Genomic DNA, 24,899 nt, shown 5'->3' on the forward strand with positions numbered 1-24,899 from the left:
GGCCATGGCGACCCGGACCCAACCCATGACGGCCTATGCCAAGGTCATCCGCAGCAAGAATTCCGGCCCCTTCGAATTGACCTTCGACATCATGTTCGACCAGGACGCGCCCTACCTGCACGTCAAGCGCAGCGGCGTGATCAGCACCGAAAACGTCGCCCGCGCCTTTTCCATCGCGCCGGCGCAAGTGCTGGTGTGCACGCCCTTCGATGCCGCGCGCGCATTCAAGATCACGATCAGGCGCCCCGTCAGTTCGGGCGACGTGCTGGACCGCGACGTCTACGGCTGCCAGCAGCACGTGCCGCTGACGCGCATCCAGGTTCCCGACTGAGGCCGCGCCCCGCCGCACGCGACGCCCGCGCCGGCGGGATGGACGCACCGCATTGCTATTTCGTACAATGAATTCAATTTCATTGAACAAAATAGAGGCGCCATGCATCCCCTGCCGGAAGAAACCCTGGTCGAGCACGTCGTTTCCCTGCAGACGCGCCCCATCGCGTCGGCGACGCGGCAGCGCCTGGCGCAGGCCCTGCTGGACTGGTTCACGGCGGGCTGGTCCGGCATGCCGCTGGACGCGGCCGCACGATTGCGGCAACTGGCCGCGCTATGCCATCCCGGCCCGGGCGACGCGCCGGCCTTCGGCGGCGAGCGCCTGGGCGTCATGGCCGCGGCATTCGCCAATGCGGGCATCGCGCATTTGCGGGAAATCGACGATGCCCATCGCGCCGCGATGCTGCATCCCGGCATCGTGGCGGTATCGCCGGTGCTGGCGCTGGCCGCCCAGCAAGGCCTCACGCAGCGGCGGGCGGCCGACGCCATCATCGCGGGATACGAGGTGGCGCTGCGGGTCGGCGAAGCGCTGGGAACGCGGCACGCGGCAAACTTCCACGCCACCGCCACCGCCGGCGCGCTGGGCGCGGCCGCGGCGGCGGCGGTGGCCCTGGGCCTGCCGGCCGACCGCATGCATCACGCGCTGGGCATCGCCGCCACCCAGGCCGCGGGCCTGTGGCAGCTGGTCGACGACGACGCGCACGAATCCAAATCGCTGCATCCCGCCATGGCGGTGCGCAACGGCCTGACGGCGGCCTATGCCGCCCGGGCGGGGCTGCCGGGTGCGCGCGCTTTCTTTACCGGCAGGCGCGGCATGTACGCCCTGCTGGCCGGCGATGGACCGGTTTCGGTACTGGACGGCGAGCGCGATGCGCCGGAGCGGATCAACACCGCCACCATCAAGGCCTGGCCGTGCTGCGCGCAGCTCTTCACGCCGCTGGATGCGGCGCACGGGCTGCGCCAGGCGCATGCGATCGGCGCGGAAGACATCGCCTCGGTCGAAGTCGTTATTTTTCCGCACGCATTGAAGATAGCGGGCGTGCATTGGCCGTCCAAGCCGGCCGAAACGGCATTCTGCCTGCGCTATGTCATGGCCCGGCTGCTGCTTGCGGGCAGGCTCGGCATCGAAGACATGGAAACGCCCGACCTGTCCTGCCCGGCGTTGCTCGATCTTGCCGAACGGATAACGGTCAAGACCGACGAGGGCTTCCAGCAGGCTTTTCCACGCAAGCGCCCCAGCCGCGTGACCCTGGTCCTGCGCGATGGCCGCACGCTGAGCGCGTTGCGCGAACTGCGGCGCGGGGATCCGGAAGAACCCTACGATTGGGCCGGCATGCAGGCGCGCATGCGCGCGTTCGCCCCCACCATGGACGACGCCGCGGCGGCACGCATCGCGGATTGGTGCGGCCGCTATGCCGATCCGGCGCACGACGCCGCGGCAGGCGCGCCCGAAGCGAGCCTGTTCGGCGCCGGCCGCTAGGGCCTGTTAACGCCAGGGTTAACAGGCCCTAGCGCCGCGGGGCCTTGGCCGGCGCATCCGCGGGCAGTTGCCGATCCGCGGGCGCGGACGCGGAAAAACCCTGCGCGCCGAGTTCGCGCCGCACGATATCGGCGGCCTTCAGCTGCGCCTGCTGGTTGTGCCGCGACGCCAGGCCCAGCACGACCATCGCGCCGATGAAACTCCCGTCGGCCTCGAAGACCGGCAACGCCACGGAAGCCATCTCAGCCACGCGCTCGGCACGCGTCATCGCGTAGCCCTTCTCGCGGATCGTTTTGGCGTGCGGCGTGGCGCCGCCGGTGAAGGCCAGCAGGATATGCGCCGACGAGCCGCCCGCGCTCAGCGGAATGCGGGTACCGACTTCCAGATGATGCCGAAGCTCCTGCGAGGTGTTTTCGCGATAGAGGCAGATCCGCTCGTCGCCGCTGCGCACATACAGCGCCACGGTTTCTCCGGTTTGCTGCATCACGTTCTGCAGCACCGGCTGTATGCGCGCGCCCAGATCGAAGGTCTGCCGATACAGCATTCCCATGTGCAGGGTCGCCGGCCCCATCGCGTAGTTGCCGTTGTCGTAGCGATGCACCAGCCGCGCGCGCACCAGCACGCCCAGCAGCCGCAGCAGCGTGGCCTTGTCCAGGCCGGTCCGTTCGGCCAGATCGCCCAGGGACAGCCGCAGGGCGTCGTCGCTGAAGCTTTCCAGGATGCTGATGCCGCGCTCGAGCACGCCGACCGGCGGCGTGGGAGTGTTTTTGCTTGACACGTTGAGTCCCAGCTCCTATATTTTCGCTCAATAAAACATATTTTATTCAATGAAATGTCGGCGCGCCATCGGGATCTTCGCGCGCCGCACCGAGGAGACAAGTATCGCTTGCGACGCGGCCGGGCCGTCGACGTGAAGCGAGATTTTCCACCATGGACCATCATTCCCCTTCCCTGCTCGCCGCGCTCGCGGCCGTCGTGGGCGACGCCCATGTACTGACCGGCGCCCAGGACACCGCCCCCTACGTCGCGGAATGGCGTGGCCACTACCCCGGCATCGCCCGCGCCGTCGTGCGGCCCGCCAGCACCGCGCAGGTATCGCGCGTCGTACGCCTGTGCGCCGACGCCGGCGTGCCGCTGGTACCGCAGGGCGGCAATACCGGCCTGGTCGGCGGCTCCACGCCCGACGATTCCGGTCGCGAAATCGTCATCAGCCTGGGGCGCATGACGGCATTGCGCCGCGTCGACCCGCTGGACAACAGCATCACCCTGGAAGCCGGATGCAAAGTGCTGGCGGCGCAGCAGGCCGCGCTCGAATGCGGCAGGCTATTCCCCCTGTCGCTGGCCTCGGAAGGCAGCGCGACCATCGGCGGCATCCTGTCCACCAATGCCGGCGGCGAACAGGTGCTGCGTTATGGCAATACGCGCGACCTGACCCTGGGGTTGGAAGTCGTGCTGGCCGACGGCCGTGTGCTGGACGCGCTGACGACCTTGCGCAAGGACAATACCGGCTACGACCTCAAGCAGCTGTTCATCGGCGCGGAAGGCACCCTGGGCATCGTCACGGCCGCTGCCTTCAAGCTGTACGCGCAACCGCGCCGGACGGTCACCGGGTGGGTCGCGCTGCCGCATCCGCAAGCCGCCGTGGAGATCCTGGCGATGCTGACCGATGCCGTGGGCGAGCGGGTCACCGCATTCGAATTGCTGGGCCGGGAAGCGTTGGACCAGGTGCTTGCCCATCCCCTGGACGGTATGCGCGATCCGCTCGGCGGCGGCTATCCGTGGGCCGTGCTGTTCGACGTCTCCGAAACCTCGGCCAGCCTGGACCCGTCCGGCGCGGTCGAGGAGGTCCTGGGCCAGGCGCTGGAACGCGGCCTGGCCAGCGATGCCGCGCTGGCCGCATCCGGCCGGCAGGCACAGGAATTCTGGTCGCTGCGTGAACATGTCCCGGAAGCGCAGCGCCTGCAGGGCCCGTCGCTCAAGCACGACATTTCGGTAGCGGTTTCGGCCATTCCCGCATTCATCGAGGCCGCCGATACGGCGCTGCGCGCCGCGATGCCGGGCATCCGCATCGTCTGCTTCGGCCACGTCGGCGACGGCAACCTCCATTACAACCAGAGCAAGCCCCTCGGCATGGAGGACGCGGCATTTCGCGCGCGCGCCCCGGAGATCCACGACATCGTCCACGGCATTGCCGCCGGCATGCAGGGATCGATATCCGCCGAGCATGGCATAGGCCGCCTGAAGCAGGACGCCTTCATGCGGCACAAGTCGCCGGTGGCGCTGGACCTGATGGCGCGGATCAAGGTCGCGCTCGATCCCGACGGCGTGTTCAACCCGGGACGGGTCCTGCCCCTGGCACGCCGGACCGCTCTTGGCGGCACGCCCTAATCCCTTCCCTTTCGCTTTCCCATCCTCGCGAGGACACCCGATGCCCGTATCCGTATTCGACATGCAATCGCTCCAGCATCTATGGAGCACCGACGAACTGCGCGCGATTTTTTCCGAAGATAACCGCGTGCAGAAATGGCTCGATTTCGAAGCCGCCCTGGCGGCCTCGCAGGCGGAGCTGGGCATCATTCCGGCCGCCGCCGCCCGCGAGATCGCGCAGAAGGCCAAGGTCGAGAACATCGACCTGGGCAAAATGTCCGCCGAGATACGCCGCATCAAGCATTCGCTGGTGCCGGCGCTGCGGCAGCTGCAGGCCTGCTGCAGCGCCGAGAACGGCGAATGGGTGCACTACGGCGCCACCACGCAGGACGTCGTGGACACCGGGGTGGCCCTGCAGCTGAAGGAATTCCATGCCATCGCCCTGCGCGATATCCAGGCGGTCGGACGCGAACTGGCCCGCCTGGCGCGCGAGCACCGCGATACCCCCATGGTCGGACGCACGCATGGCGTGCAGGCGCTGCCCATTACCTTCGGGCATAAATGCGCGATCTGGCTGGACGAGATGGGACGCCATTACCGGCGCCTGCGGGAGTGCGAGTCGCGCGTCCTGGTGGGCATGGTCGTCGGCGCCGTGGGCAGCCAGGCTTCGCTGGGCGAGCAGGCCGCCGAAGTGGAATCGCAAACCCTGCAGCGCCTGGGCCTGTCCACGCCTGCCATCAGCTGGGCTTCCGCGCGCGACCGCTTCACCGAATACGCCATGCTGCTGGCGATGATCGGCGCCACGCTATCGAAGATCGGCAACGAACTCTTCAACATGCAGCGCAACGAGGTCGCCGAAGTCGAGGAAGCATTCTCCGACGGCAAGCTGGGCTCGTCCACCATGCCGCACAAGCGCAACCCGACCTCCGCGGAGAACCTGGCCGGCCTGTCGCGGCCGCTGCGCTACAACGCCACCCTCATGCTGGAAGGCATGGTGCAGGAAGGCGAACGCGACGGCATCGCCTGGAAGATGGAATGGAAAGCCTTGCCCGAATGCTGCGTCATCGCCGGCGCCATGCTGTTCCAGGCGAAGAACCTGTTGGCGGGATTGCGCGTCGACGCGGGCGGCATGGCAAGAAACCTCGACCTGATGCGCGGCTACCTGCTTTCCGAACACGTCATGCTGGAGCTGAGCAGCCGGGTCGGCAAGCAGACGGCGCACGAGTGGATATACGAAGCATCGATGCACGGCATTACCCATAAGCTGGATTTCGCCGACGCCATGCGCCAGCACAAGGCGCTTGCCGGCCTGCTGGGCGAAGACGAAATCCGCCGCCTGACCGATCCCGCCGGCTATCTGGGCCAGTGCGGCCCGGCGGTGGACCGGCTGGTGGCCCAGGAGGAAGCAGCAGGCTGGCTACAGGCCTGATTCCGCGTGGCGCGGCCTGCGAGCCGCGCCGGCACGGCAATACATAAAAACCAAAGGAGACAACATGGATCAGAACGATCGAGCCCCACTTCCGGGGCGGCGCCGGCTATTGGCGGCGGGAGCATGGGGCGCCGCGGGCATCCTGGGCGGCGGCATGTCGGTGTCCCGCGCCAGCCTGGCGGCCACGGACTTTCCGGAACGGCCCATCACGCTGGCGGTGGGCTTTCCGCCCGGCGGGGGCGGCGACCTGTACGGCCGCCTTATCGCCACGGCGATGGGGCGCACGCTCAAGCAGACCGTGGTCGTCGAAAACAAGGCAGGCGCGGGCGGCAACATCGCGGCCGGGCTGGTCGCCAAGTCGCCGCCCGACGGCTATACCATGCTGCTGGCGATGAGCGGCAACCTGGCGGTATCGCCGGCGCTGAAGCCCGCCAGCCTGCCGTACAAAGTGCCGGAGGACTTCGCGCCCATCGGATTGATCCTGGAAGCCCCGCACGGCCTGTTCGTGGCGCCGAATTCCCGCTTCAAGACCGCCGCGGAATTGCTCGCCACCGCGAAGAAAAAAGAGATGACCTTTGCCTCCACCGGTGCCGGCGGCGCCGCCCACATCGGCATGGAGCGCATCAAGGAGCTGGCCGGGCTGAAGCTGCTGCACATCCCCTATCGCGGCTCGGGACCGGCCATTACCGATCTGCTCGGCGGCCAGGTCGATATGTTCTTCGCCACCGCATCGCCGCTGATGCCGCAGGTGCGGCAGGGCGCGCTGCGCCTGCTCGCGGTATCGGGGCAAAACCGCAATCCCAGTCTGCCGGATGTGCCCACCTTCAAGGAGCTGGGCGTGGACATGACGCTGACGCAGTGGTACGGCCTGGCCGCGCCGGCCGGCACGCCACCGGCCATCCTGCGGCTGCTGTCGAACCACCTGAGCCAGGCCCTGAAGGACCCGCAAGTGCGGGAAGTCATCCGCCGGGACGCCGCGGTCGAACACGACCTGCCGCTGGAGCAGTTCAGCGCCTATATCGAGCGCGACATCGCGCAATACCGCACGGTCGCCACCCCGGCCCTGCTCAAACAGATCGGCGCCTAGCGCCGCGCACGCCAAGGAGTATTTTGCATGCTGAACGATTGGACCGCGGTCCTGGCCAACAATCGCCAGGCGGCCGGCAGCCTGGCCAAGAACCATCCGAAGCTGTTGACCGCCTTCCGGGGCCTGAACGAGGCGCAGGGAGCGACCGGCACGCTGGATGCCAGGACACGCGAACTGATCGCGCTGGCGGTCGCGGTGACGACGCGCTGCGACGGCTGCATCGCGGCGCACGCCGCCGCGGCGCGGCAGGCGGGCGTGACGGAGGCCGAACTGAGCGAGGCGCTGGCAACCGCCATCGCCTTGAACGCGGGTGCCGCCTATGTTTATTCCCTGCGCGCCATGGACGCGCTGAACGAACCGCGAGACTGACGCAAAATGCCGTTCGATACCTTGATCCCGGCGCCGCGATTGGCGCCCCTGCTGTCGCGCAACGACGCGCCCGTGGTCGTCGATTGCCGCTTCGACCTGATGGATCCCCAGGCGGGCCTGCGTGCCTATCGGCAGGGCCACCTGCCGGGTGCCCACTATCTGCACCTGGAAACGGACCTGAGCGGTCCCCTCACCGGACGCAACGGCCGGCACCCCCTGCCCGGCCGCGACGCCTTCGCCGCCCGCATGGCGGGCCTTGGCGTGGCGGACGATACGCAGGTCGTCGCCTACGACGACTCGGGCGGCATGTACGCCGCCCGCCTGTGGTGGCTGATGCGCTGGATCGGCCACCGCGCCGTGGCGGTGCTGGATGGCGGCCTTCAAGCCTGGCGCGCCGCGGGTCTTCCGATGGATGACTTGCCCGCCGCCGTGCCCGCGACCCCGGCCCGCCTTACCCAGCGCGACAGCCTGGTGCGCACCGTGTCCTACCAGGACGTGCGCGACAACCTCGTTTCCCGCGCCCATATCGTCGTCGACGCCCGCGCCCCCGACCGCTTTCGCGGCGAGAACGAAACCATGGACCCCGTCGGCGGCCATATTCCGGGCGCGCGCAACCGGCTTTTCCGCGACAATCTCAATGCGCTCGGCTATTTCCGGTCGCCGGACGAACTGCGTGGCGCCTTTTCGGCACTGCTCGACGGCTACGGGCCGCAAGGGACGATCAACCAGTGCGGGTCCGGCGTGACGGCGTGCCACAACCTGCTGGCCATGGAAATCGCCGGCCTGGGCGGCGCGGCGCTGTATCCGGGATCATGGAGCGAATGGTGCGCGCAGCCCGGCGCCCCGGTCGCGACCGGGGCCGCCGATTGACCGGCGACCGACGCCGCACCGCGCGCGGGCCACGTCCGGACCGGGCGGCCCGCGCGCGACCGCAAACGCAATAGGCATCCAATGCAGGCCCCGCATGAAACCTGAATCCGGCATCGAATCTTCCGTCCTTCCGCCCTCGGCAGCCATGCGGCCGCACAGCGCGCATTGGGGCGTGTTCCGCGCGGCATGGCGCCAGGGTGCCCTGGCCGTCCAGCCGCATCCGGGCGACCCGGATCCGAATCCGCTTATCCAGAATTTCACGACCGCCGTGAATCACCGCGCGCGCGTGACGACGCCGATGGTGCGGCGCGGCTGGCTGGAGCGCGGCCCCGGTCCCGACGACCGCCGCGGCCGCGACAGCTACGTCCCGATGGCCTGGGACGACGTGCTGGATCGCCTGGCGGGCGAATTGACGCGCGTGCGCGACCGCCACGGCGCGCAGGCCGTCTTCGGCGGATCCTACGGCTGGTCCAGCGCGGGACGCTTCCATCATGCGCAAAGCCAGGTACACCGATTCCTGAATACCGCGCTGGGCGGCTATGTGCGGTCGGTCAACAGCTACAGCGCGGGCGCATCCGGCGTGATCCTGCCGCATATCCTGGGCAGCATGGACGATGTGGCCCGCCGCAACGTCACCTGGGAACAGATCGTCGACCACGCCGATATCGTCCTGTCCTTCGGCGGCATGGCGCTGAAGAATTCGCGCGTGGCAAGCGGCGGCATCAGCCGCCATATCGAACGCGAATCGATGGCCCGCGCCGCCGCGCGCGGCTGCCGCTTCGTATCGGTCAGCCCGCTGCGCGGCGATATGCCGGCGGAATCGCGCGCGGAATGGCTGCCCATCGTGCCCGGCACGGATGCCGCCCTGATGCTGGCGCTGGGCCAGGTACTGGTCGCCGAAGGCCTGCATGACCGCGCCTTCCTGGCCGCGTACTGCGACGGCTGGGAGGTCTTCGAAGCCTACCTGCTGGGCGGCGCGGACGGCGTGCCGAAAACGCCGGAATGGGCTGCGGCGCTATGCGGCCTGCAGGCCGGCATCATCCGCGACCTGGCGCGCTCGCTCGCCGGCAAGCGGGTACTCGTCACGGTGGCGCACGCGCTGCAACGCGCCGAACACGGCGAGCAGCCCGTCTGGATGGGCGCGGTGCTGGCCGCCATGCTGGGCCAGATCGGCCTGCCCGGCGGCGGCTACGCCTACGCGCTGGGCACGCTGGCCCACTACGGCAAACGCATGAATGCCGTGCCCATCGCGGCGCTGCCGCAGGGTTCGAATGGCGTCAGGGAATTCATCCCCGTGGCACGCATCGCCGACATGCTGCTGCATCCCGGCACGGAATTCGACTACAACGGCAAGCGGCACGTGTATCCGCATATTCGCCTGGCCTACTGGGCCGGCGGCAACCCCTTCCATCACCATCAGGACCTGGGACGCCTGGCGCGCGCTTTCCGCACGCTGGATACCTTTATCGTCCATGAGATCGGCTGGACCGCCACGGCGCGCCACGCCGACATCGTGCTGCCCTGCACGATGACCCTGGAAAGAGAAGACATCGGCGCCGCGCCGACCGATCCGCTCATGGTCGCCATGCATCGCATCGCGCCGCCGAACGGCCAGGCGCGCGATGACTACGACATATTCGCCGACCTGTCCGGACGCCTGGGCACGCGCGACGCCTTCACGGAAGGCCGCACCAGCGCGCAATGGCTGCGGCACCTGTACGAACGCACGCGCGCCGCCCTGGCCGAGCGCGGCCTGGAGGCCCCCGACTTCGATACGTTCTGGGAACGCGGCGAGCTCCTGCTGCCGCAGCAGGCGGACGATGGCGGCATCCTGCGCGCCTTTCGCGACGACCCCGTGGGCAAGCCGCTGCCCACGCCCAGCGGGCGGATACAGATATCGTCGCCCGTCGTGGCCGGTTTCGGGTACGCGGATTGCCCGGGACATCCCGCATGGCTGGCGCCGAGCGACGAACCGACCGCCGACCATCCCCTGTACCTGGTCGCCAACCAGCCGGCGACCCGCCTGCATAGCCAACTCGATTTCGGCGCGCACAGCGTGGCCAACAAACGCCGCGATCGCGAAGTCTGCACCATGCATCCGCGCGATGCCGCAGAACGCGGCATCGCCGAAGGCGATATCGTCGCGCTGTACAACGCGCGCGGCAAATGCCTGGCCTGCGTGGCCTTGAGCGATGGCATCCGTCCCGGCGTCGTCCAGTTGCCCACCGGCGCCTGGTACGACCCGGCGCCGGACGACGAAGTGCCCGGCCGCGCCTTCTGCGTGCACGGCAATCCGAATGTGCTGACGCGCGACGTCGGTACCTCCTCACTGGCGCAGGGTTGCATCGGACAGCTCACCGTCGTGCAGGTCCGTCGCCACGACGGACCGCTGCCGCCGGTCCGCGCCTTCGAACCGCCGCCGGCCGGCGCCGGCCATCCTGGCGGCGCTATATAAGGCAGGCCGCGCCGCGCGCCCGCGCGAACTCCGCCAGGCTTTTCAACATGAGTTCGTGCATGTGCGCCGCGGCCGGCAGCAGCGATTGCCCGGAACGCCGCAGGGTACCGACGATACGCGTGACGCGCGGCGCGGTAAGCGGCACGAAGGCCAGGCCGTGCCGCGCCGGAGGACGTGCCAAGGCGGGCAGGACGGTAATGCCCAGCCCCGCCTGTACCGCGGCGATGAGCGAACCGCGGTTCTGCAGGACGAGGTCGGGCGTCTCCAGCCAGCTACCCAGGTCATGCCCTTGCAGCGCGTGAAAAGTGGTGTTGCCGATCAAGGTCTCGTCGCGCAGGGTTTTCCACTGCACCGATTTGCCTGACGCCGCGATGCGGTGATCGGGCCTGCAGACCACGCCAAAGCTATCGCGCGCCACCGGCGTATACCGCAGCAACACGTTGGGCGCCGCCAGGCCGGCCACGCCCAATTCCGCCAGACCGCTTTCCACCATTTCCGTCACGCGCGGCGACGACACGTCGGCGGCGTGGATCTTGACCCCGGGGTGCTCGTGCCGATAGCGGTGCAACATGCCGGGCAACCACTCCTCGGCCAGCGACGGCATCAACGCCAGCGTCACGGAGCCCTGCTCCCCGCGGACAATGCGGCGCATCTCGTTCTGCACCCGGTCATGCACCGTAATCAACTCGTTCAGCAAGGGCAGCAGGGCCTGCCCCAGGGGCGTCAACCGGGCCTGGTGGCCGTCCTCGAACAGCTGGCCGCCGGCTTCTTCCTGCAAGGCGCGCATGGCCAGGGTGATCGCGGCCTGCGAACGATGGGTTTCCAACGCCGCGACACGGAAGCTCTGGTTGCGGGCGGCGATGACGAACTGGCGCAATTGCTGGATCTTGAGCGGCGCGGACATGGCTGGCCCCACAGGAAAACTTAATTTTAATTATGAAAATTCAAATTGTATTTAGGGCGGGTCGACCGCATAGTGCCAGCGGCGCGGTTGCGCATTTCCCGTGGATGACGGCCCTCGCGCCTATCGCAATCTTCTTCCGGATACACGATGCCCTCCACGACGTCCCTTTGGCCCAACGGCGCCCGTACCGCCGTCGTCCTGACATTCCTGGTTGAAAGCTGGTCCGAGGGGAAGGCGCCGCCCTATTCCCCAATGACCAGCCCGCCCCGGCCCGGGGCGCTGGACCTGACCGGTATCCAGTGGTCCGAATACGGCGCCCGCGCCGGCGCCTATCGGCTCATGCGCCTGGCGCGCGACCATGGCCTGCCCGCCACCTTCTGCGTCAACGCCCGCGTGGCGGAGCTATTTCCGTCAGTGGTCAAACAGATCCTCGAATCCGGCTTCGAACTGGCCGGCCACAACTACGCCCAGGATCAGGTGCTGCCCGGCCTGGACGAGAAGGAAGAGCGCGAGGTGATCCAATGCAGCCTGGATATCCTGGAGCGCGTGTCGGGCGTGCGTCCTTGCGGCTGGCTGAGTTCGACGATCGCGGTTACGGAACGCACATCGTCGCTGTTGGCCGAGGCCGGCATGCTGTGGCATGGCGACTACAACTACCTGGACCTGCCCTGCAAGCTGGACACCCCGAATGGGGGCCTGGTGGCGATTCCGCACAGCGACTACGCCGACAACCGCGTGCTGCGCGCCTCGCCGCGCGACTTCCTGCAGTGCTACCTGGACACCTTCGAATACCTGCACCGCAAGGAACCGAACGGCTTCATCAACATCACCATGCACGGCCACTTCGGCGGGCGGCCGCTGGTGAGCGCCATGCTTGACCGGATCCTGACGCATCTACGGTCCTTTCCCGATGTGTGGTTCCCGCGCCATGACGAACTGGCGCACTGGGTGAACCGGAACGACATCCGCGAACTGAGCTATGTCGATCGATTCCAGCTATAGCGGTAAGGGCGGCCCGTCGACCACGCGCGCGACGGCCGGTGCCCGCACGCCGGACGCGCGAACGAACAGGCCGCCTGGGCGGACAGGAGGATATATCGTGAACCCCATCATCCGCCTGGCCGTCGCGGCCTTGTGCGCCGCGCCGCTCGCGGCCTGGAGCCAGTCCTCGTATCCGGACCATGCCATCCGCATGGTGGTCCCCTTCTCCGTCGGCGGCGCCGCGGATACCGTGGCGCGTTCCGTCGCCCAGCGCATGGGGATGGACATGGGGCAAAGCGTGATCGTCGACAATCGCGCCGGCGGCAACAGCCTGATCGGCTCGGATTTCGTCGCCCGCGCGCAGCCGGACGGCTATACCCTGCTGATGCAGGTGGGACCGCCCCACACCACCCTCCCGTTCTTCACCCGCAACATGCCTTTCGATCCGGTCAAGGACTTCACTCCCATCGCGATCGTCGGCACGGCGCCACAGGCGCTGGTGGTCAACGCGTCGATGCCCATCGGCAGCGTCAAGGAACTGATCGCCTATACCAAGGCCCATCCGGGGAAAATGTCCTATGCCACCGCGGGCATAGGCACCTCGGAACATCTGGGCGGGCAATTGCTCAACGCGATGGCCGGCATCGACATGATGCATGTGCCCTACAAGGGAGGCGCGCCGGCACTGAACGACGTGGTCGGCGGCCAGGTGCCCGTGGGCATTCTGGTGTTGTCCAACGTTCTGCCCTTCGTCAAGACGGGCAAGCTCAAGGTCCTGGGGGTATTGGAGGCGCAGCGCGCCACCGCCGCCCCGGATGTTCCCACCCTGGCCGAGGCAGGCGTACCGGGTTTCGCATTGCCGGCCACCTGGGTCGGCCTGCTGGCACCCGCCAAGCTGTCCCCACCGCTGCTGGCCAAGCTGCACGACGAAGTCGAGAAGGCCATCCGAGCCCCAGCCGTTCGTGAACAGTTGGACACCGCCGGCTTCGAGGTCGCCACCGGCTCGGCGGCGGAATTCGATCGCCTGATACGGAACGGCACCTCGGCCTATCAAGGGATCGTGGAAAAGGCCGGCATCCAGCCAGAGTGAAGCAGCGGATCCCCACATCACTGTCCCGGGATCAACACCACCCTGAAGCGCGCCTTGCCGCTGATCATCCGGTCGTAGGCCTCCGGCGCCCGCGACAGCGGGTATTCCTCGATCATCGGCTTCACGCCCGACAGCGCGCTGAAGGCCAGGGTCTCCTGCGAATCCGCTGCGGTGCCTGAAGGCCAGCCCTGCACCGAATTGCGTTGGCTGATGAACTGGGCGATGGGCACCTCTACGGGTTCCTGCGACACCCCCACGAAAACCAGTTTGCCGTTCGGCCCCAGGCCGCCGATCGCGGCGCTCATGGCCTTGCCGCTGGTGGCGGTTGCCAGGATCACGCGCGCGCCCCCCAGCGCCTGCAACGTCTCGGCGACATTCTGCGATTGGCTGTCGATGTAATGGTGGGCGCCCAATTCTTTCGCCAGCGGCGCCTTGTCCTGGCCGCGCGCGATCGCGACCGTCACGTAGCCCATCCGGCGGGCGAACTGCACGCCCAGGTGGCCCAGGCCGCCTATGCCCAGCACCGCGACCACATCGCCGGCGCGCGCGCCGCTATTGCGCAAGGCATTGAACGTGGTGATGCCCGCGCAAAGCAGGGGCGCGGCATCGACATCGGACAGGTCGTCCGGGATCCGCGCGAGGGTCTCGCGGGGCGCCACCATGTAATCCGCGTAGCCGCCGTCATAGCTGATGCCGGGGACCTGCGCGGTCTTGCACAGCACGAAATCGCCATGACGGCAGTTCTCGCAGTGGCCGCAGTGGCCGCCGTGCCAACCCACCCCGACACGCTGGCCCACCTGCCATTCCTCGACACCGTCGCCCACCTTGTCTACCACGCCGGCGATCTCATGGCCAGGAACGCGCGGCAACTGCAGGCCCGGCCACTGCCCTTCCTTGGTGAAGGCATCGCTATGGCATATCCCGCATGCCTGCACCTTGATCCGCACATGTCCGGCGGGCGGCTCGGGCACGTCGCGTTCGACGACTTCCAACGGACCGCCTGCCTTCGTCACCTGTACTGCCTGCATTCTGCGCATGGGTCTTCTCCTGAAAAAGAGGTATCCTTCGCGCGGCCTGCCGCGAACCGCGGAACCAGGACGATACCCCGTCCCCCCCGAACAGCGGTACCCCCTTAAGGCATCAGGCGTAAACCACGCGCCTTTGGGCAGGATCTCGTCAGGCCCTGCCCCGTACAATCGCCCCTTCAGCCTGGTAACGCGCTTGGCGCCGGAACGGCGCGGGACATTCGCATCGATGACTTCTTTTTCTCCCGCCCTCGCCTGCGGAATCGATTTCGGCACCTCCAATTCCGCCGTGGGATGGAAACGGCCCGGCCATCCAGCCTTGCTGTCCCTGGAGGATGGCAAGCCGACCATGCCGTCGGCCATCTTTTTCCATGACGAAGACGCGGAGGTCAGCTACGGCCGCGCGGCGCTGGCGGACTACCTGGCCGGCTACGAGGGCCGCCTGATGCGGTCGATGAAGAATCTGCTGGGCAGTTCGCTGATCGACGGCCATACCGAGATACGCGGCCGCGGCGTGCCGTTCCGCACGCTGCTGACGCACTTCATCGCGCAGTTGCGGCTGCGCGCGCAACAGGCGGCGGGACGCGAATTCACCAGCGCGGTGTTCGGCCGGCCGGCGTATTTCGTCGACGGCGATCCGGCAGCCGACCAGCAGGCCCAGGACACCCTGGGCGAAATCGCGCGGTCGGTCGGATTCACCGACATCGAGTTCCAGTACGAACCGCTGGCCGCGGCCTTCGACTACGAGTCGCAGATCTCCAGCGAGGAACTCGTCCTGGTCGTGGACATCGGCGGCGGGACATCGGATTTCTCGCTGATCCGCCTGGGCCCCAGCCGCGCCGCCCTGCCCGACCGCCGGGCCGACATCCTGGCCCACGGCGGCGTTCACATCGGCGGCGGCGATTTCGACCGGCACCTGAACCTGCACGCCTTCATGCCGCTGCTGGGCCTGGGCAGCAAGCTGCGCAGCGGCAAGGACGTACCCTCCACGCAGTACCTGAACCTGGCCTCGTGGCACACGATCAACTTCGCGTACACCAACAAGGCGTGGGAACATTTGTCCTATATCCGCGCCAATGCCGGCGAGCGCGACAAGATCGACCTGCTGCTCAGCCTGGTCAAGGAACGCGCCGGCCACTGGCTGTCGCTGCAGGTCGAAAAGGCGAAGATCGATCTGTCCGAAACGGCCGCCGCCCGAGCCGACCTGGAACGGATTTCCGCCGGCCTGTCGCTGGACCTGACGCGCGCCGACCTGGACGACGCCACCGCGCCGCTTATCGAGCGCATCGAGAACACCGTCGCCGCCCTGCTGCGCGATGCGGACATCGACGCGGGCGGCATCGACACCGTGTTTTTCACCGGAGGCTCCAGCCGGGTTTCGCAATTGCGCGAGCGCATTTCCGCCCTGCTGCCCGATGCCCGCAGCGTCGAGGGCGATCTGTTCGGCAGCATCGGCGCCGGTCTCGCGCTCGATGCGGCGCGCAAATTCGGCTGACGGCCGGACACAGGGGATATCGATGACGCAGGCGTGGCAGTATCAGGTGCGGATCACCGTGACGCAGGAATTGGCCGAGGCCTGCCGCGACCATCGCGACACCCCGCCGCTTGCCCGCTTGCGCGACGTCCTGCGCGCGCACCGCGCGACCTTCGCTTCCCAGTACGACGCCTTCGCCGCTTATGTGGCCGAAGCGGAGCGCGAAGGCGTACAGGACTACCCGCTATACCAGTGGACCCTGGACACCATTCGCAATCCGGACAAGGAATCGAAGTACCGGCGGGTCCTTACCGTGTACGTGGACGGCCGGGAAGTCTACGAAGAAGACATCGCGGATGCCCTGCTGGCAAGCCTGTCGGCCCTGGGCGAGCCCGACGGCATCGTGGCCGTGCGCAAGATCGACACGAATCCCGCCAACAGCCCGCAGCCGCCGCGCGGCGGCTAGCGCGAGGCGGCGGGGCCAGCCCGCCCGGCAGCGGAGGCCGGCGCCATGTCGCGGGTGTAGAAATCCACCCCGCTGAGCGCGAACATCACGACCAGCATCACCGTGGCGATGACGCAGATCATGCGCGGCACGGCGTGGGGACTGGCCAGATGCATGAAGAAAACGGCGATCAGCACGGCCTTGATGCCGGCGATCAGGATGTTGACCGCCATGTTGGCGGCGCCCAAGGGGATATAGGCCGTGCCGACGGTTAGCGCGGCAAACAGTATCAGCGCCAGCCATACCACGGCCACGCGCAGCAATCGGCGCCGAAGCCCCATGGGTTCCATCGCGGCGCCCGTCATGACGCCCTCCCCGCCAGGTACAGGATGGGAAACAGGAACACCCAGACGACATCGACGAAGTGCCAATACAGCGCGGTGGCTTCCAGGCGCCGCGCCAGCGGGACCGCCGGTGCCCGCGCCGCTTGCCACTGCACGACCAGGACCAGGCAGATTCCCACCGTCAAATGCAGCGCGTGCAGTCCGGTTGCCACGAAATACAGGAAGAAAAACAGGCGCGCGCCCATTTCCCCCGACAGGCCGGCCGCGTGGAACGAGGGGCCGGGAAACAGCCCCTCGCGCAGGTCCTTGGCGTACTCGTAGCCCTTGATCGCCAGGAAGGCGCAGCCCAGGACGACGGTCAACCACATCAGCCGCCGGGCAAGGCGCATGGCGCCGTCGCGCACGCACTCGGTCGACATCGCGATCGCGGCGCTGCTGGTCAGCAGCACCATGGTGTTGATCGTGCCCAGCAGGACATCGGTGTGGCGGCCGGCCGCGATGAATGCCTCCGGCAGATGCAGGCGGCCGACCGCATAGGCCAGGAAGATCGGGCCGAAGAACATTATCTCGGTGGCCAGGAATACCCACATGCCCAGGCGAGCCTGATAGGCGCGGGCGGTATCCGGGATATCCAGCGCGGCTTCGGTCATGGGGCACTCCCGGATGCCGAACCGCGGGACGCATAGTCATAGACATCGTGGTGCCCGTCGGGCGGCGCATCGAAGTTGTTCTTGGGCGGCGGCGAGCGCGTATGCCATTCCAGCCCGCTGGCGTTCCAGGGGTTGTCCCCCGCCGGCCGGCCCTTGAACCAGGCCCACAGGAAGTAGCACAGCGGCAGCACATAGCCCACGGCCAGGACCGCCGCGCCCATCGAAGACAGGATGTTCAGCACCTGGAATTCCGGCGGGTAGGCATGGTAGCGGCGCGGCATGCCCTCGTAGCCCAGGATGTACTGCGGGAAGAAAGTCAGGTTAAAGCCGATAAAGATCGTAATGGCCGCGATGCGCCCGAGCATTTCCGGGTACATCCGCCCGCTGATCTTCGGCCACCAGAAATGCAGTCCGCCGAGGTAGGCCATGACCGCGCCGCCCACCATGATGTAGTGGAAATGCGCGACGACGAAATACGTGTCGGTCACATGCACGTCGATCGCCAGGGTCGCCAGGAACAGGCCGGTCAGCCCGCCCACCATGAACAGCCCGACGAAGCCCAGCGCGTACAGCATGGGCGCGCCGAAGGTAATCGTGCCCTTGTACAGCGTCGCGGTCCAGTTGAATACCTTGATGGCCGACGGCACGGCGACCAGGAAACTGAGCAGCGAGAAGGTCATATTGGCGTAGACGGACTGGCCGCTGACGAACATATGATGTCCCCAGACCAGGAAGCCGATCGCCGCGATGCCGATGATGGCGTAGGCCATGCTGCGATAGCCGAAGACGCGCTTGCGCGCGAAGCAGGGAATGATTTCGCTGGCCACGCCCATGGCGGGCAGCACCATGATATAGACCGCCGGGTGCGAGTAGAACCAGAACAAATGCTGGAACAGCAGCGGATCGCCGCCCAGTTGCGGGTCGAAGAAGCCGATGCCGAAAAGGCGCTCGGCCGCGAGCAGCAGCAAGGTGATCGCCAGGACGGGCGTGGCCAGCACCAGGATGATGCTGGTGGCGTAGTTCGCCCAGACGAACAGGGGCATGCGAAACCAGCCCATGCCCGGCGCGCGCATGGTATGCACGGTCACGATGAAGTTCAGCCCGGTCAGGATGGACGAGAATCCCACGATAAAGACACCGAACAGCGTGATCACCACATTGCTGTGCGAGAACATCGTGGAGAACGGCGTGTAGAAAGTCCAGCCGGTGTCCACGCCGCCCAGCACCAGCGCCGCCAGCGTGAAAGCGCCGCCGATCACATAGAGATACCAGCTCGTCAGGTTCAGGCGCGGGAAGGCGACCTCTTCCGCCCCCACCATAAGCGGCATGAGGAAATTGCCCAGTACCGACGGGATGGACGGGATCAGGAACATCCACACCATGATTACGCCATGCGCGGTGAACAGCTTGTTGTACGTGTCCGCGCTGACCAGGTCGCCTTGCGGCGTGACCAGCTCCAGCCGCATCAGCGCGGCCGCGCATCCGCCTATGGCGAAGAACGCGGTGATGCTGACGGCATACAGGATCGCGATGCGCTTGTGGTCCCGCGTCAGCAGCCAGGAGCGCAGGGTATAGCCCTCGTTCAGGTAGGTATGCGGCGTCATTGCGGGGCGGCCTCTTTGTCGCGGTCGGACTTCAGGTAGGCGACCAGCGCCATCAGCTGCGCTTCGTCGAACTGGCCGGCGAACGAAGGCATGATGGGCGCATAGCCCGCCACCACGTCCTTGCGTGGCTCCAGGATGGAATCGCGGATATAGGTTTCGTCCGCGACGACCATGCGGCCGTCCTGCAGAAAAACCCGGCGCGCGAACAGATGGTTCAGGTCCGGCGCGTGGACGGTGGCGCGCGCATCGTGGCAGCCCGCGCAGCCATGTTCGCGGAACAGCTGGTAGCCCCGCTGGACCAGGCCCGGTCCTTCGCTACCCTGGGCCAGCCAGCGCGAGAATTGCTCCGGCGGCATGGCGACGATGCCGCCCCCCATCGATGCATGATCGGTGCCGCAGAATTCCGCGCACAGCAGATGATAGGTGCCGGGGCGCGTGGCGGTGAACCAGAGCGCGGTGTAGCGACCTGGCACCACATCCTGCTTGATGCGGAATTCCGGGACGTAGAAGCTGTGGATGACGTCCTGCGACGTCATCAGCAGCCGTACCGGCCTGCCCACCGGCACGTGCAGTTCGTCGATCTCGCGCTTGCCGTTGGCATGCTCCAGCGTCCATACCCATTGCTTGGCGACCACATAAACCGGCATGGCGTCGTCGGGCGGATGCGTCAGGGCGCTATAGGTATACGCGCCCCATGCGTAAAGGCCGATGAAGGCCAGCAGCGGCGCGATGGTCCAGGTCCACTCCAGGCCATTGCCGTGTTCGGGCGCGTTGCGCCGATCCGCGCGCGAGCCCTTGCGATAGCGCACGCAGAAGATGACCGCCAGCGCGGTCAACAATAGGGCCATGAACCCGGAGAGCCCGAGCAGGCTGTAGAACAGCGCGTCGGTATGACGGGCCATCGTCGAGGCGGCGACCGGCATCAGGGAAGGCGTGGACGTCATGCGCGGCTCCCCTTGCGGCCGCGGCGGCGCAGGATGAACAGCCCGGACAACAGGGCCACCAACGTGCCCAGACCTGCGGCGCGGGCCATGGCCATCGCGGCGACGTTGTAGCGTCCGGTGGCCGGGTCGTAGTGGGAGCACAGCAGCACCAGCCGGTCGGCCAGGCCGCCCACCTTGCCATGGGACGCCTCCACCAGCGCGAGCCTGACGTCGCGCTCGCTGAAGCCCAATCCCAGGAAGTACCGCGAGATCCGGCCCTCCGGGGTCAGGACCGCGAAGCCGGCCGGATGATAGTACTGGCCGGTATCCGCATCGCGCCGATAGGGGAATCCCACGGCATCGGTCAGGGCGGCGATCGCGGCCGGTGTGGCGGTCAGCAGGTGCAGCCGCGCGGCATCCGGCGCAGCCGTGCCCGGCCCTGTCGGCGCGGGGCCGCCGGCGTTCATCAGGCCGCTGTAATAGCCGTATTTGCGCGCGGCATCGGCAGGCGTCTCCGATGGATCGATGCTGACCGCCACCACCTGGAACGGCACGGCGACGCCGCGCACGCGTTCCAGGACCGCGTCCATCAGGGTGGAGCACAGCATAGGGCAGCGGTAGTAACCCAGCACGAAGATGACCGGGCCCTTGCCGAGGTAATCGGCGATGGCGACGGAGCGGCCGTCCTGGTCGCGCAGGCCCGCGACCGGCGGGATGGCCCGGCCGGGGTGCTGGCGGAATTCCAGCGATGCCGGGTCCGGCGGGGCCGCCGCGGCGATCCGCGCCAGGACCAGGCATAGCAGCAGCAGCGCCAGGCGCTTCATGGCCGGGCCCCTTCCGCCACGGCCTGCATGGCCTGGTCCAGGGGGATGCGCGCGATGCCCGCCTGCCGGTCGACCCAGCCGTAGCCTTCCGTCAGCTTGCGCTTGGCCGCCAGGTAGTGCGCCATGTCCTCTTGCGGACGGCGTTCCAGCAGCGGGCCCGATATCCACGACCGCGGCGCCGCGTCCCTGCCGGGCGGACGATCGTCGGCCCACCGCGAGGTCAGCAGCGCGGCACCCGCCACCACCGCCACCAGGACGATGATTCCGGCAACGCCGATCCGGGTGACGCGCTTGACATCGATGCCGTCACGCATGTTCCTTCCCCTCCCTTGGCCGCCGTTGGGGGACTTGCGTGTCCCCGCTTCCTTCGGCCGTCGACTGCCGCCGCGTCGCCGTATCCGCACTCGCCACCGGCGCATCCCGCCGCGCCGAAGCGCTGGCTGCAGTTTCCTCGCGTCGCGCGACAGGCGGCGACGCCGTCGGAAACAAGATCGTCGCCGCCCGCGCCAACAGCCCCATGCCGGCCAGCGCCAGCGCCAGCATCCAGGCAACATGCCAGCCTGACGGTCGCGCCGAGGCGGATACCGACGCGGCCACCGAGGGCAATACCCACCATGCGGTTTCGCAAAGGCTTACCGCCAGCAGAAGCGCGGCGATGGCGCGCAGGCCCGTGACGGACCGCTTGAAGGGACGCGACAGCAACAGGGCCGTGGGCACGGCAAAGCCCGCGACCGCCAGCGCAATGCCCATGATCTGCCACGGGCCCTGCAGCCGCGGCAGATACCAGGAGATCTCCGCCGGCAGGTTCTCGGCCCAGATGATCTGGAACTGGGTAAAGGCCAGGTAGGCCCAGGTCATGACGTACATCAGCAGCAGATTGCCCAGGTCGCCGCGCGCCGCGTCGGACGAGCCGCGCGCGCCCTTCCATGCGCCGGCGGCCATCGCGGCCTTCAACTGCGCGGTAAGGACCACAAACCCGAAGGCGGTCGAATACCATTGCGGCGTCAGCGACATGAGCAGATCGATGGCCGCGAGGCTGATCGTGAACGCGTACAGCAACAGGCCGGCCGCGGCGTAGCCCGCGCGCCTGGCGACGGAACGTCCGCTGCCGTCGAGGCGCGCCAGCACGCTCCATAGGGCCGCGCATCCCAGGACCCGCAGCGCCATGCCGGCATGCGAGAACCAGACCGCCCGGAACGCCGGCTCGCCGGCCGTATCGACCCAGCCGGGGCGCGCCCAGGGATAGAGGGGGCCGGGCCACGCCAGGACCGGCAGGATCAGGACGACGAGTACCGGGATGGCGGCGCGCAAACGGTCCAGCGGGATCGCGATCGGCGCGATCCATGCGCCGCCGGTCAGGCGCTGCAGCCATAGGGTGGCCTGCGCGCCCAGCATCGGTCCCGCCCAGAACCACCAGGCCGTCAGCCATGCCGCGAGGCAGGCGCGCGGGTCCAGGACGGCGCCCAGCCCGCACAAAGCCAGCAGCACGATGCCCAGGGCAAGCAGCGCCAGGCCGCTCCGCGTGCGCGAATCCGTGCGGCCGGCAATCGTCATGGCCGGCTCCCCGCGTTGCCAAGGTCAGACGTACCGGGCGCGGCGCCGGCCGTAGACGCCAGGGCCGCCCGCGCCTGCGCCCGCACATCGGGGGGCAGCTTTTCCACATCCGCGTGCTGGCTGAGCTGCAGCGCGCGCACGAAGGCGACGATGGCCCAGCGGTCCTGCGGCCGTATGCGGTTGCCATACGGCGCCATGACGCCATATCCCTTGCCGATCACGTCGAAGATATGGCGGTCCGGCACATTGCGCAGGCGGTCGTCGTGATAGGACGGCGGCGCCGGGAAGCCGCGTTCCACGATACGGCCGTCGCCATCGCCCGCCGGGCTATGGCATGGCAGGCAGTACACACCGTAAAGCGTCTGGCCCTGCTTGAGCATCGCCGGCGTGACCGGCTCGGGCATGGCGGTGGCGGCCAGGGCGCGCGCATCGCGCGCCACGTCCTCGGTCCCTTCCCTGCCGCTGGTCGTGTCGGCCTGGCTGCCGCGCGCAAAGGCCTGCGTCCCGGCCGGCGGCGTCCGCGACATCGCGCCATCCGGGAACAATGTGCTGGCACGGTAAGGCTTGCCGCGCGGCTGGTCGTACATATTCTGCGCGGCGCGTTCGCAGCCGCCCAGCGCCAATGCCAGCAGGCAAGCCAGCGCCACGGCGCGGGCGGGAAGCCGGATCGCCGCCTTCGTCCTCATGCCGGCACCTCGCGAATGGCAAGCGGCTGCTGCGCTGCCAGGAATGCGCGCGCGGCCTGGCATGCCGGGTCGTCCCCGGTGCAACCTTCGGGCAGGCGCAGGCACAGGAAGAAGCGGTCGCGGCTGGCCAGGTCGAAATCCGGCGCCGCGAAAACCGGATGATGCAGCCGTGGCAAGCCGTTCGCCCACAGCATCGACACCACGGCGCAGATGGCCGCGCACAGGATGGTCAGTTCGAAGCTGACCGGGATGAACATGGGCCAGCTGTGCAGCGGCCGCCCCCCCACATTGATCGGATAGGACTGCGTCGCCGCATACCACTGCATGAAGTACCCGCCCACCCCACCGACGATGCCGCCGGCCAGGGTCGCGCGGGGTACCGCGCGGCCGCCTGTGAAACCGATCGCCTCCGGCAGCTCGGGCACCGCGAACGGCGCGTAGGCCTCGATGTCCGCATGGCCGCTCGCGCGGGCGGCGCGCACGGCCCTTACCAGCGCGTCGGGCTGGCGAAATTCCGCCATCAGGCCGTACAGGCGCGGCTTCATGCGTCGGACCTCCTGGCCGCGGGGCGATGGACCGCCGATGCGCCCGCCGAAGGCGGCCCCGGGTCGCCATCCGCCGCGGCCGGGCCGCGCGTTTCGTATTCCATTTCGCGCACTTCGCTCATGGAAATCATGGGCAGGAAACGCAGGAACAACAGGAACAGCCAGGCGAACATGCCCATGGACGCGAACAGGAACGTCCAATCCCAGGCCGTGGGCACGAATATGCCCCAGGCCGAAGGCAGGAAGTCCCGATGCGTGCTTTGGACCACGATCATGAACCGCTCCATCCACATGCCCACGTTGATGACGATGCCGATGACGAACAGCCACGCCGGCCGGCTGCGCACGCGCCGGCTCCACAGCAACTGGGGGATGACCACGTTGCACACGATGACGGCCCAGTACACGGGCGCGTAGGCGCCCGTCCAGCGATCCACCGTCATGGCGATCTCGAACTCATCGCCGCTGTAGAAGGCCATGAAGGCCTCCGATACATAGCCATAGGCGACCATGGCGCCGGTCGCCAGCAGCACGCGTGCCGCCAGCGACAAATGGCGATCGGTGATCAGGTCGTGCAGGCGGAAGAAGTGGCGCAGCGGGATCGCCAGCGTCAGCACCATCGCGAAGCCCGAGTACAGCGCGCCCGCCACGAAGTACGGCGGAAAAATGGTGGAGTGATAGCCCGGCGTGTTGCCGATGGCGAAATCCAGCGATACCACCGTATGCACGGACACCACCAGGGGCGTGGCCAGGCCCGCCAGCAGCAGATAGGCGCTTTCGTAGCGGGCCCAATGGCGCGCGTCGCCCCGCCATCCCAGGGCGAACAGGCCGTAGACGATCTGCTTCGCGCGGGTCCGCGCGCGGTCGCGCAATGTCGCCAGGTCGGGCAGCAGGCCCACGTACCAGAACATCAGCGAGACCAGCAGATAGGTACTGATGGCGAAGATGTCCCACACCAGCGGGCTGCGCCATTGCGGCCACAGGTTCATGCGGTCCGGATACGGCAGCAGCCAGTACGCGAACCACGGCCGTCCCAGGTGCAGGATGGGAAACAGGCCGGCGATGCTCGCGGCGAACAGCGTCATGGCCTCGGCGAAGCGGTTGATGGAAGTGCGCCACTGCTGGCGCAGGAGCAGCAGCACCGCGGAGATGAAGGTGCCGGCGTGGCCGATCCCGATCCACCAGACGAAGTTGGCCAGCGCATATCCCCATGCGACCGGGATGTTCACGCCCCACAGCCCGACGCCGACGGCGAACAGAGCGGCGCTGGCGCCGCAGAACACCAGCGTGGCGGCGAAGGTGGCCAGGAACATCGCGCGCCAGCGCCAATGGACCCGCCAACCGCACAGCCACCCGGTGCCTCCCTGGCGGCGGCGCGCCAGGACGATGTCCGAAATGCGATCGCTGATGCTGGCGTAGGTGTCAGCCATGGTCCGGCTCCGCGCGGGTGACGGCGCGGCTGG

General features: G+C 67.9%; 25 protein-coding genes. 12 read left to right on the forward strand and 13 right to left on the reverse strand.

Annotated features, from left to right (window positions below; genetic code table 11):
• The first annotated feature begins 4 nt into the window (after window positions 1-4).
• Together CAL28_RS15670 and CAL28_RS15675 are read left to right on the forward strand one after the other, a co-directional pair.
• Window positions 5-331 carry a DUF4387 domain-containing protein gene (locus tag CAL28_RS15670; RefSeq protein WP_254926141.1) on the forward strand — a complete coding sequence of 109 codons (327 nt, stop codon included), beginning with the start codon at window positions 5-7 and terminating at the stop codon, window positions 329-331.
• Window positions 332-433: 102 nt separating this feature from the next.
• Complete coding sequence (locus CAL28_RS15675; protein WP_094842235.1) at window positions 434-1,810, forward strand: MmgE/PrpD family protein; 1,377 nt, start codon at window positions 434-436, stop codon at window positions 1,808-1,810.
• A gap of 28 nt (window positions 1,811-1,838) precedes the next feature.
• Here CAL28_RS15675 and CAL28_RS15680 read toward each other — a convergent pair whose 3' ends face one another.
• Entirely contained in the window at window positions 1,839-2,588 is a 750-nt protein-coding gene (locus CAL28_RS15680; protein WP_254926142.1) for an IclR family transcriptional regulator, read from the reverse strand.
• A gap of 152 nt (window positions 2,589-2,740) precedes the next feature.
• On the opposite strand from CAL28_RS15680, the gene CAL28_RS15685 reads away from it, so the two are divergent.
• The 6 genes from CAL28_RS15685 to CAL28_RS15710 all read left to right on the forward strand — a co-directional run bounded on the left by CAL28_RS15685 (window position 2,741) and on the right by CAL28_RS15710 (window position 10,387).
• A complete protein-coding gene (locus tag CAL28_RS15685; RefSeq protein ID WP_094842236.1) occupies window positions 2,741-4,198 on the forward strand; it encodes an FAD-binding oxidoreductase in 1,458 nt (485 codons plus the stop codon).
• Between the two features lie 40 nt (window positions 4,199-4,238).
• Window positions 4,239-5,606, forward strand: coding sequence for an adenylosuccinate lyase (gene purB, locus CAL28_RS15690; RefSeq protein ID WP_094842237.1), 1,368 nt, complete (start codon window positions 4,239-4,241; stop codon window positions 5,604-5,606).
• Between the two features lie 64 nt (window positions 5,607-5,670).
• On the forward strand, window positions 5,671-6,693 hold the full coding sequence (locus tag CAL28_RS15695; RefSeq protein ID WP_094842238.1) for a Bug family tripartite tricarboxylate transporter substrate binding protein: 1,023 nt from the start codon (window positions 5,671-5,673) through the stop codon (window positions 6,691-6,693).
• Between the two features lie 27 nt (window positions 6,694-6,720).
• A complete protein-coding gene (locus CAL28_RS15700; protein WP_094842239.1) occupies window positions 6,721-7,062 on the forward strand; it encodes a carboxymuconolactone decarboxylase family protein in 342 nt (113 codons plus the stop codon).
• Window positions 7,063-7,068: 6 nt separating this feature from the next.
• Window positions 7,069-7,932, forward strand: a complete 864-nt coding sequence (locus CAL28_RS15705; protein ID WP_094842240.1) for a sulfurtransferase — start codon at window positions 7,069-7,071, stop codon at window positions 7,930-7,932.
• 94 nt (window positions 7,933-8,026) lie between these two features.
• Entirely contained in the window at window positions 8,027-10,387 is a 2,361-nt protein-coding gene (locus CAL28_RS15710; protein ID WP_094842241.1) for a molybdopterin guanine dinucleotide-containing S/N-oxide reductase, read from the forward strand.
• On the opposite strand, the gene CAL28_RS15715 is transcribed toward CAL28_RS15710, so the two are convergent.
• Window positions 10,380-11,291, reverse strand: a complete 912-nt coding sequence (locus tag CAL28_RS15715) for a LysR family transcriptional regulator (protein WP_094842242.1) — start codon at window positions 11,289-11,291, stop codon at window positions 10,380-10,382. The genes CAL28_RS15710 and CAL28_RS15715 overlap by 8 nt on opposite strands.
• 147 nt (window positions 11,292-11,438) lie before the next feature.
• Between CAL28_RS15715 and CAL28_RS15720 the strand changes: the two genes are divergently transcribed.
• Together CAL28_RS15720 and CAL28_RS15725 are read left to right on the forward strand one after the other, a co-directional pair.
• Window positions 11,439-12,293 carry a polysaccharide deacetylase family protein gene (locus tag CAL28_RS15720; protein ID WP_094842243.1) on the forward strand — a complete coding sequence of 285 codons (855 nt, stop codon included), beginning with the start codon at window positions 11,439-11,441 and terminating at the stop codon, window positions 12,291-12,293.
• A 97-nt stretch (window positions 12,294-12,390) separates the two neighbouring features.
• Window positions 12,391-13,362 (forward strand): Bug family tripartite tricarboxylate transporter substrate binding protein, encoded by a 972-nt coding sequence (locus tag CAL28_RS15725; protein ID WP_176464016.1) that lies wholly within the window; start codon window positions 12,391-12,393, stop codon window positions 13,360-13,362.
• 17 nt (window positions 13,363-13,379) lie between these two features.
• Here the strand turns inward: CAL28_RS15725 and CAL28_RS15730 are convergent, their stop codons facing one another.
• On the reverse strand, window positions 13,380-14,399 hold the full coding sequence (locus tag CAL28_RS15730) for an alcohol dehydrogenase (protein WP_094842245.1): 1,020 nt from the start codon (window positions 14,397-14,399) through the stop codon (window positions 13,380-13,382).
• A 217-nt stretch (window positions 14,400-14,616) separates the two neighbouring features.
• Here CAL28_RS15730 and CAL28_RS15735 point away from each other — a divergent pair, with 217 nt between their 5' ends.
• Window positions 14,617-15,882 (forward strand): Hsp70 family protein, encoded by a 1,266-nt coding sequence (locus CAL28_RS15735; protein WP_094842246.1) that lies wholly within the window; start codon window positions 14,617-14,619, stop codon window positions 15,880-15,882.
• 22 nt (window positions 15,883-15,904) lie between these two features.
• Window positions 15,905-16,327, forward strand: coding sequence for a hypothetical protein (locus CAL28_RS15740; RefSeq protein WP_094842247.1), 423 nt, complete (start codon window positions 15,905-15,907; stop codon window positions 16,325-16,327).
• On the opposite strand, the gene CAL28_RS15745 is transcribed toward CAL28_RS15740, so the two are convergent.
• The 10 genes from CAL28_RS15745 to nrfD are packed head-to-tail and all read right to left on the reverse strand — an operon-like array spanning window position 16,324 to window position 24,866.
• Window positions 16,324-16,671 (reverse strand): cytochrome C oxidase subunit IV family protein, encoded by a 348-nt coding sequence (locus CAL28_RS15745; protein ID WP_094842248.1) that lies wholly within the window; start codon window positions 16,669-16,671, stop codon window positions 16,324-16,326. The two genes, CAL28_RS15740 and CAL28_RS15745, sit on opposite strands and share 4 nt — an antisense overlap.
• Complete coding sequence (locus CAL28_RS15750) at window positions 16,668-17,300, reverse strand: cytochrome c oxidase subunit 3 (protein WP_094842249.1); 633 nt, start codon at window positions 17,298-17,300, stop codon at window positions 16,668-16,670. The genes CAL28_RS15745 and CAL28_RS15750 overlap by 4 nt, the downstream gene beginning before the upstream one ends.
• The gene (gene ctaD / locus CAL28_RS15755; RefSeq protein ID WP_094842250.1) at window positions 17,297-18,904 is read right to left on the reverse strand and encodes a cytochrome c oxidase subunit I; all 1,608 of its coding nucleotides are present in this window, start codon (window positions 18,902-18,904) and stop codon (window positions 17,297-17,299) included. The genes CAL28_RS15750 and ctaD overlap by 4 nt, the downstream gene beginning before the upstream one ends.
• Entirely contained in the window at window positions 18,901-19,848 is a 948-nt protein-coding gene (gene coxB / locus CAL28_RS15760; protein ID WP_094842251.1) for a cytochrome c oxidase subunit II, read from the reverse strand. The genes ctaD and coxB overlap by 4 nt, the downstream gene beginning before the upstream one ends.
• Window positions 19,845-20,651: an SCO family protein gene (locus CAL28_RS15765; protein ID WP_094842252.1), complete on the reverse strand. Its 807-nt coding sequence runs from the start codon at window positions 20,649-20,651 to the stop codon at window positions 19,845-19,847. The genes coxB and CAL28_RS15765 overlap by 4 nt, the downstream gene beginning before the upstream one ends.
• Window positions 20,648-20,965: a hypothetical protein gene (locus CAL28_RS15770; protein WP_094842253.1), complete on the reverse strand. Its 318-nt coding sequence runs from the start codon at window positions 20,963-20,965 to the stop codon at window positions 20,648-20,650. The genes CAL28_RS15765 and CAL28_RS15770 overlap by 4 nt, the downstream gene beginning before the upstream one ends.
• Window positions 20,958-22,205 (reverse strand): hypothetical protein, encoded by a 1,248-nt coding sequence (locus CAL28_RS15775; protein ID WP_094842254.1) that lies wholly within the window; start codon window positions 22,203-22,205, stop codon window positions 20,958-20,960. The genes CAL28_RS15770 and CAL28_RS15775 overlap by 8 nt, the downstream gene beginning before the upstream one ends.
• Window positions 22,202-22,891, reverse strand: a complete 690-nt coding sequence (locus CAL28_RS15780) for a c-type cytochrome (RefSeq protein ID WP_094842255.1) — start codon at window positions 22,889-22,891, stop codon at window positions 22,202-22,204. The genes CAL28_RS15775 and CAL28_RS15780 overlap by 4 nt, the downstream gene beginning before the upstream one ends.
• Complete coding sequence (locus tag CAL28_RS15785; RefSeq protein WP_094842256.1) at window positions 22,888-23,436, reverse strand: DUF3341 domain-containing protein; 549 nt, start codon at window positions 23,434-23,436, stop codon at window positions 22,888-22,890. The genes CAL28_RS15780 and CAL28_RS15785 overlap by 4 nt, the downstream gene beginning before the upstream one ends.
• On the reverse strand, window positions 23,433-24,866 hold the full coding sequence (gene nrfD, locus CAL28_RS15790; RefSeq protein WP_094842257.1) for an NrfD/PsrC family molybdoenzyme membrane anchor subunit: 1,434 nt from the start codon (window positions 24,864-24,866) through the stop codon (window positions 23,433-23,435). Before nrfD ends, CAL28_RS15785 begins: the two co-directional genes overlap by 4 nt.
• Window positions 24,867-24,899: the final 33 nt, after the last annotated feature.

This window comes from Bordetella genomosp. 11, assembly GCF_002261215.1.
Classification (GTDB): domain Bacteria; phylum Pseudomonadota; class Gammaproteobacteria; order Burkholderiales; family Burkholderiaceae_B; genus Bordetella_C.

What these genes read in the sequence shown, in the direction of transcription:
- CAL28_RS15670 (WP_254926141.1), top strand. Translation starts at nt 5, where the DNA reads ATGGCGACCCGGACCCAACCCATGACGGCCTATGCCAAGGTCATCCGC.
- CAL28_RS15675 (WP_094842235.1), top strand. Translation starts at nt 434, where the DNA reads ATGCATCCCCTGCCGGAAGAAACCCTGGTCGAGCACGTCGTTTCCCTG.
- CAL28_RS15685 (WP_094842236.1), top strand. Translation starts at nt 2,741, where the DNA reads ATGGACCATCATTCCCCTTCCCTGCTCGCCGCGCTCGCGGCCGTCGTG.
- purB (WP_094842237.1), top strand. Translation starts at nt 4,239, where the DNA reads ATGCCCGTATCCGTATTCGACATGCAATCGCTCCAGCATCTATGGAGC.
- CAL28_RS15695 (WP_094842238.1), top strand. Translation starts at nt 5,671, where the DNA reads ATGGATCAGAACGATCGAGCCCCACTTCCGGGGCGGCGCCGGCTATTG.
- CAL28_RS15700 (WP_094842239.1), top strand. Translation starts at nt 6,721, where the DNA reads ATGCTGAACGATTGGACCGCGGTCCTGGCCAACAATCGCCAGGCGGCC.
- CAL28_RS15705 (WP_094842240.1), top strand. Translation starts at nt 7,069, where the DNA reads ATGCCGTTCGATACCTTGATCCCGGCGCCGCGATTGGCGCCCCTGCTG.
- CAL28_RS15710 (WP_094842241.1), top strand. Translation starts at nt 8,027, where the DNA reads ATGAAACCTGAATCCGGCATCGAATCTTCCGTCCTTCCGCCCTCGGCA.
- CAL28_RS15715 (WP_094842242.1), bottom strand. Translation starts at nt 11,291, where the DNA reads ATGTCCGCGCCGCTCAAGATCCAGCAATTGCGCCAGTTCGTCATCGCC.
- CAL28_RS15720 (WP_094842243.1), top strand. Translation starts at nt 11,439, where the DNA reads ATGCCCTCCACGACGTCCCTTTGGCCCAACGGCGCCCGTACCGCCGTC.
- CAL28_RS15730 (WP_094842245.1), bottom strand. Translation starts at nt 14,399, where the DNA reads ATGCGCAGAATGCAGGCAGTACAGGTGACGAAGGCAGGCGGTCCGTTG.
- CAL28_RS15735 (WP_094842246.1), top strand. Translation starts at nt 14,617, where the DNA reads ATGACTTCTTTTTCTCCCGCCCTCGCCTGCGGAATCGATTTCGGCACC.
- CAL28_RS15740 (WP_094842247.1), top strand. Translation starts at nt 15,905, where the DNA reads ATGACGCAGGCGTGGCAGTATCAGGTGCGGATCACCGTGACGCAGGAA.
- CAL28_RS15745 (WP_094842248.1), bottom strand. Translation starts at nt 16,671, where the DNA reads ATGACGGGCGCCGCGATGGAACCCATGGGGCTTCGGCGCCGATTGCTG.
- CAL28_RS15750 (WP_094842249.1), bottom strand. Translation starts at nt 17,300, where the DNA reads ATGACCGAAGCCGCGCTGGATATCCCGGATACCGCCCGCGCCTATCAG.
- ctaD (WP_094842250.1), bottom strand. Translation starts at nt 18,904, where the DNA reads ATGACGCCGCATACCTACCTGAACGAGGGCTATACCCTGCGCTCCTGG.
- coxB (WP_094842251.1), bottom strand. Translation starts at nt 19,848, where the DNA reads ATGACGTCCACGCCTTCCCTGATGCCGGTCGCCGCCTCGACGATGGCC.
- CAL28_RS15765 (WP_094842252.1), bottom strand. Translation starts at nt 20,651, where the DNA reads ATGAAGCGCCTGGCGCTGCTGCTGCTATGCCTGGTCCTGGCGCGGATC.
- CAL28_RS15770 (WP_094842253.1), bottom strand. Translation starts at nt 20,965, where the DNA reads ATGCGTGACGGCATCGATGTCAAGCGCGTCACCCGGATCGGCGTTGCC.
- CAL28_RS15775 (WP_094842254.1), bottom strand. Translation starts at nt 22,205, where the DNA reads ATGACGATTGCCGGCCGCACGGATTCGCGCACGCGGAGCGGCCTGGCG.
- CAL28_RS15780 (WP_094842255.1), bottom strand. Translation starts at nt 22,891, where the DNA reads ATGAGGACGAAGGCGGCGATCCGGCTTCCCGCCCGCGCCGTGGCGCTG.
- CAL28_RS15785 (WP_094842256.1), bottom strand. Translation starts at nt 23,436, where the DNA reads ATGAAGCCGCGCCTGTACGGCCTGATGGCGGAATTTCGCCAGCCCGAC.
- nrfD (WP_094842257.1), bottom strand. Translation starts at nt 24,866, where the DNA reads ATGGCTGACACCTACGCCAGCATCAGCGATCGCATTTCGGACATCGTC.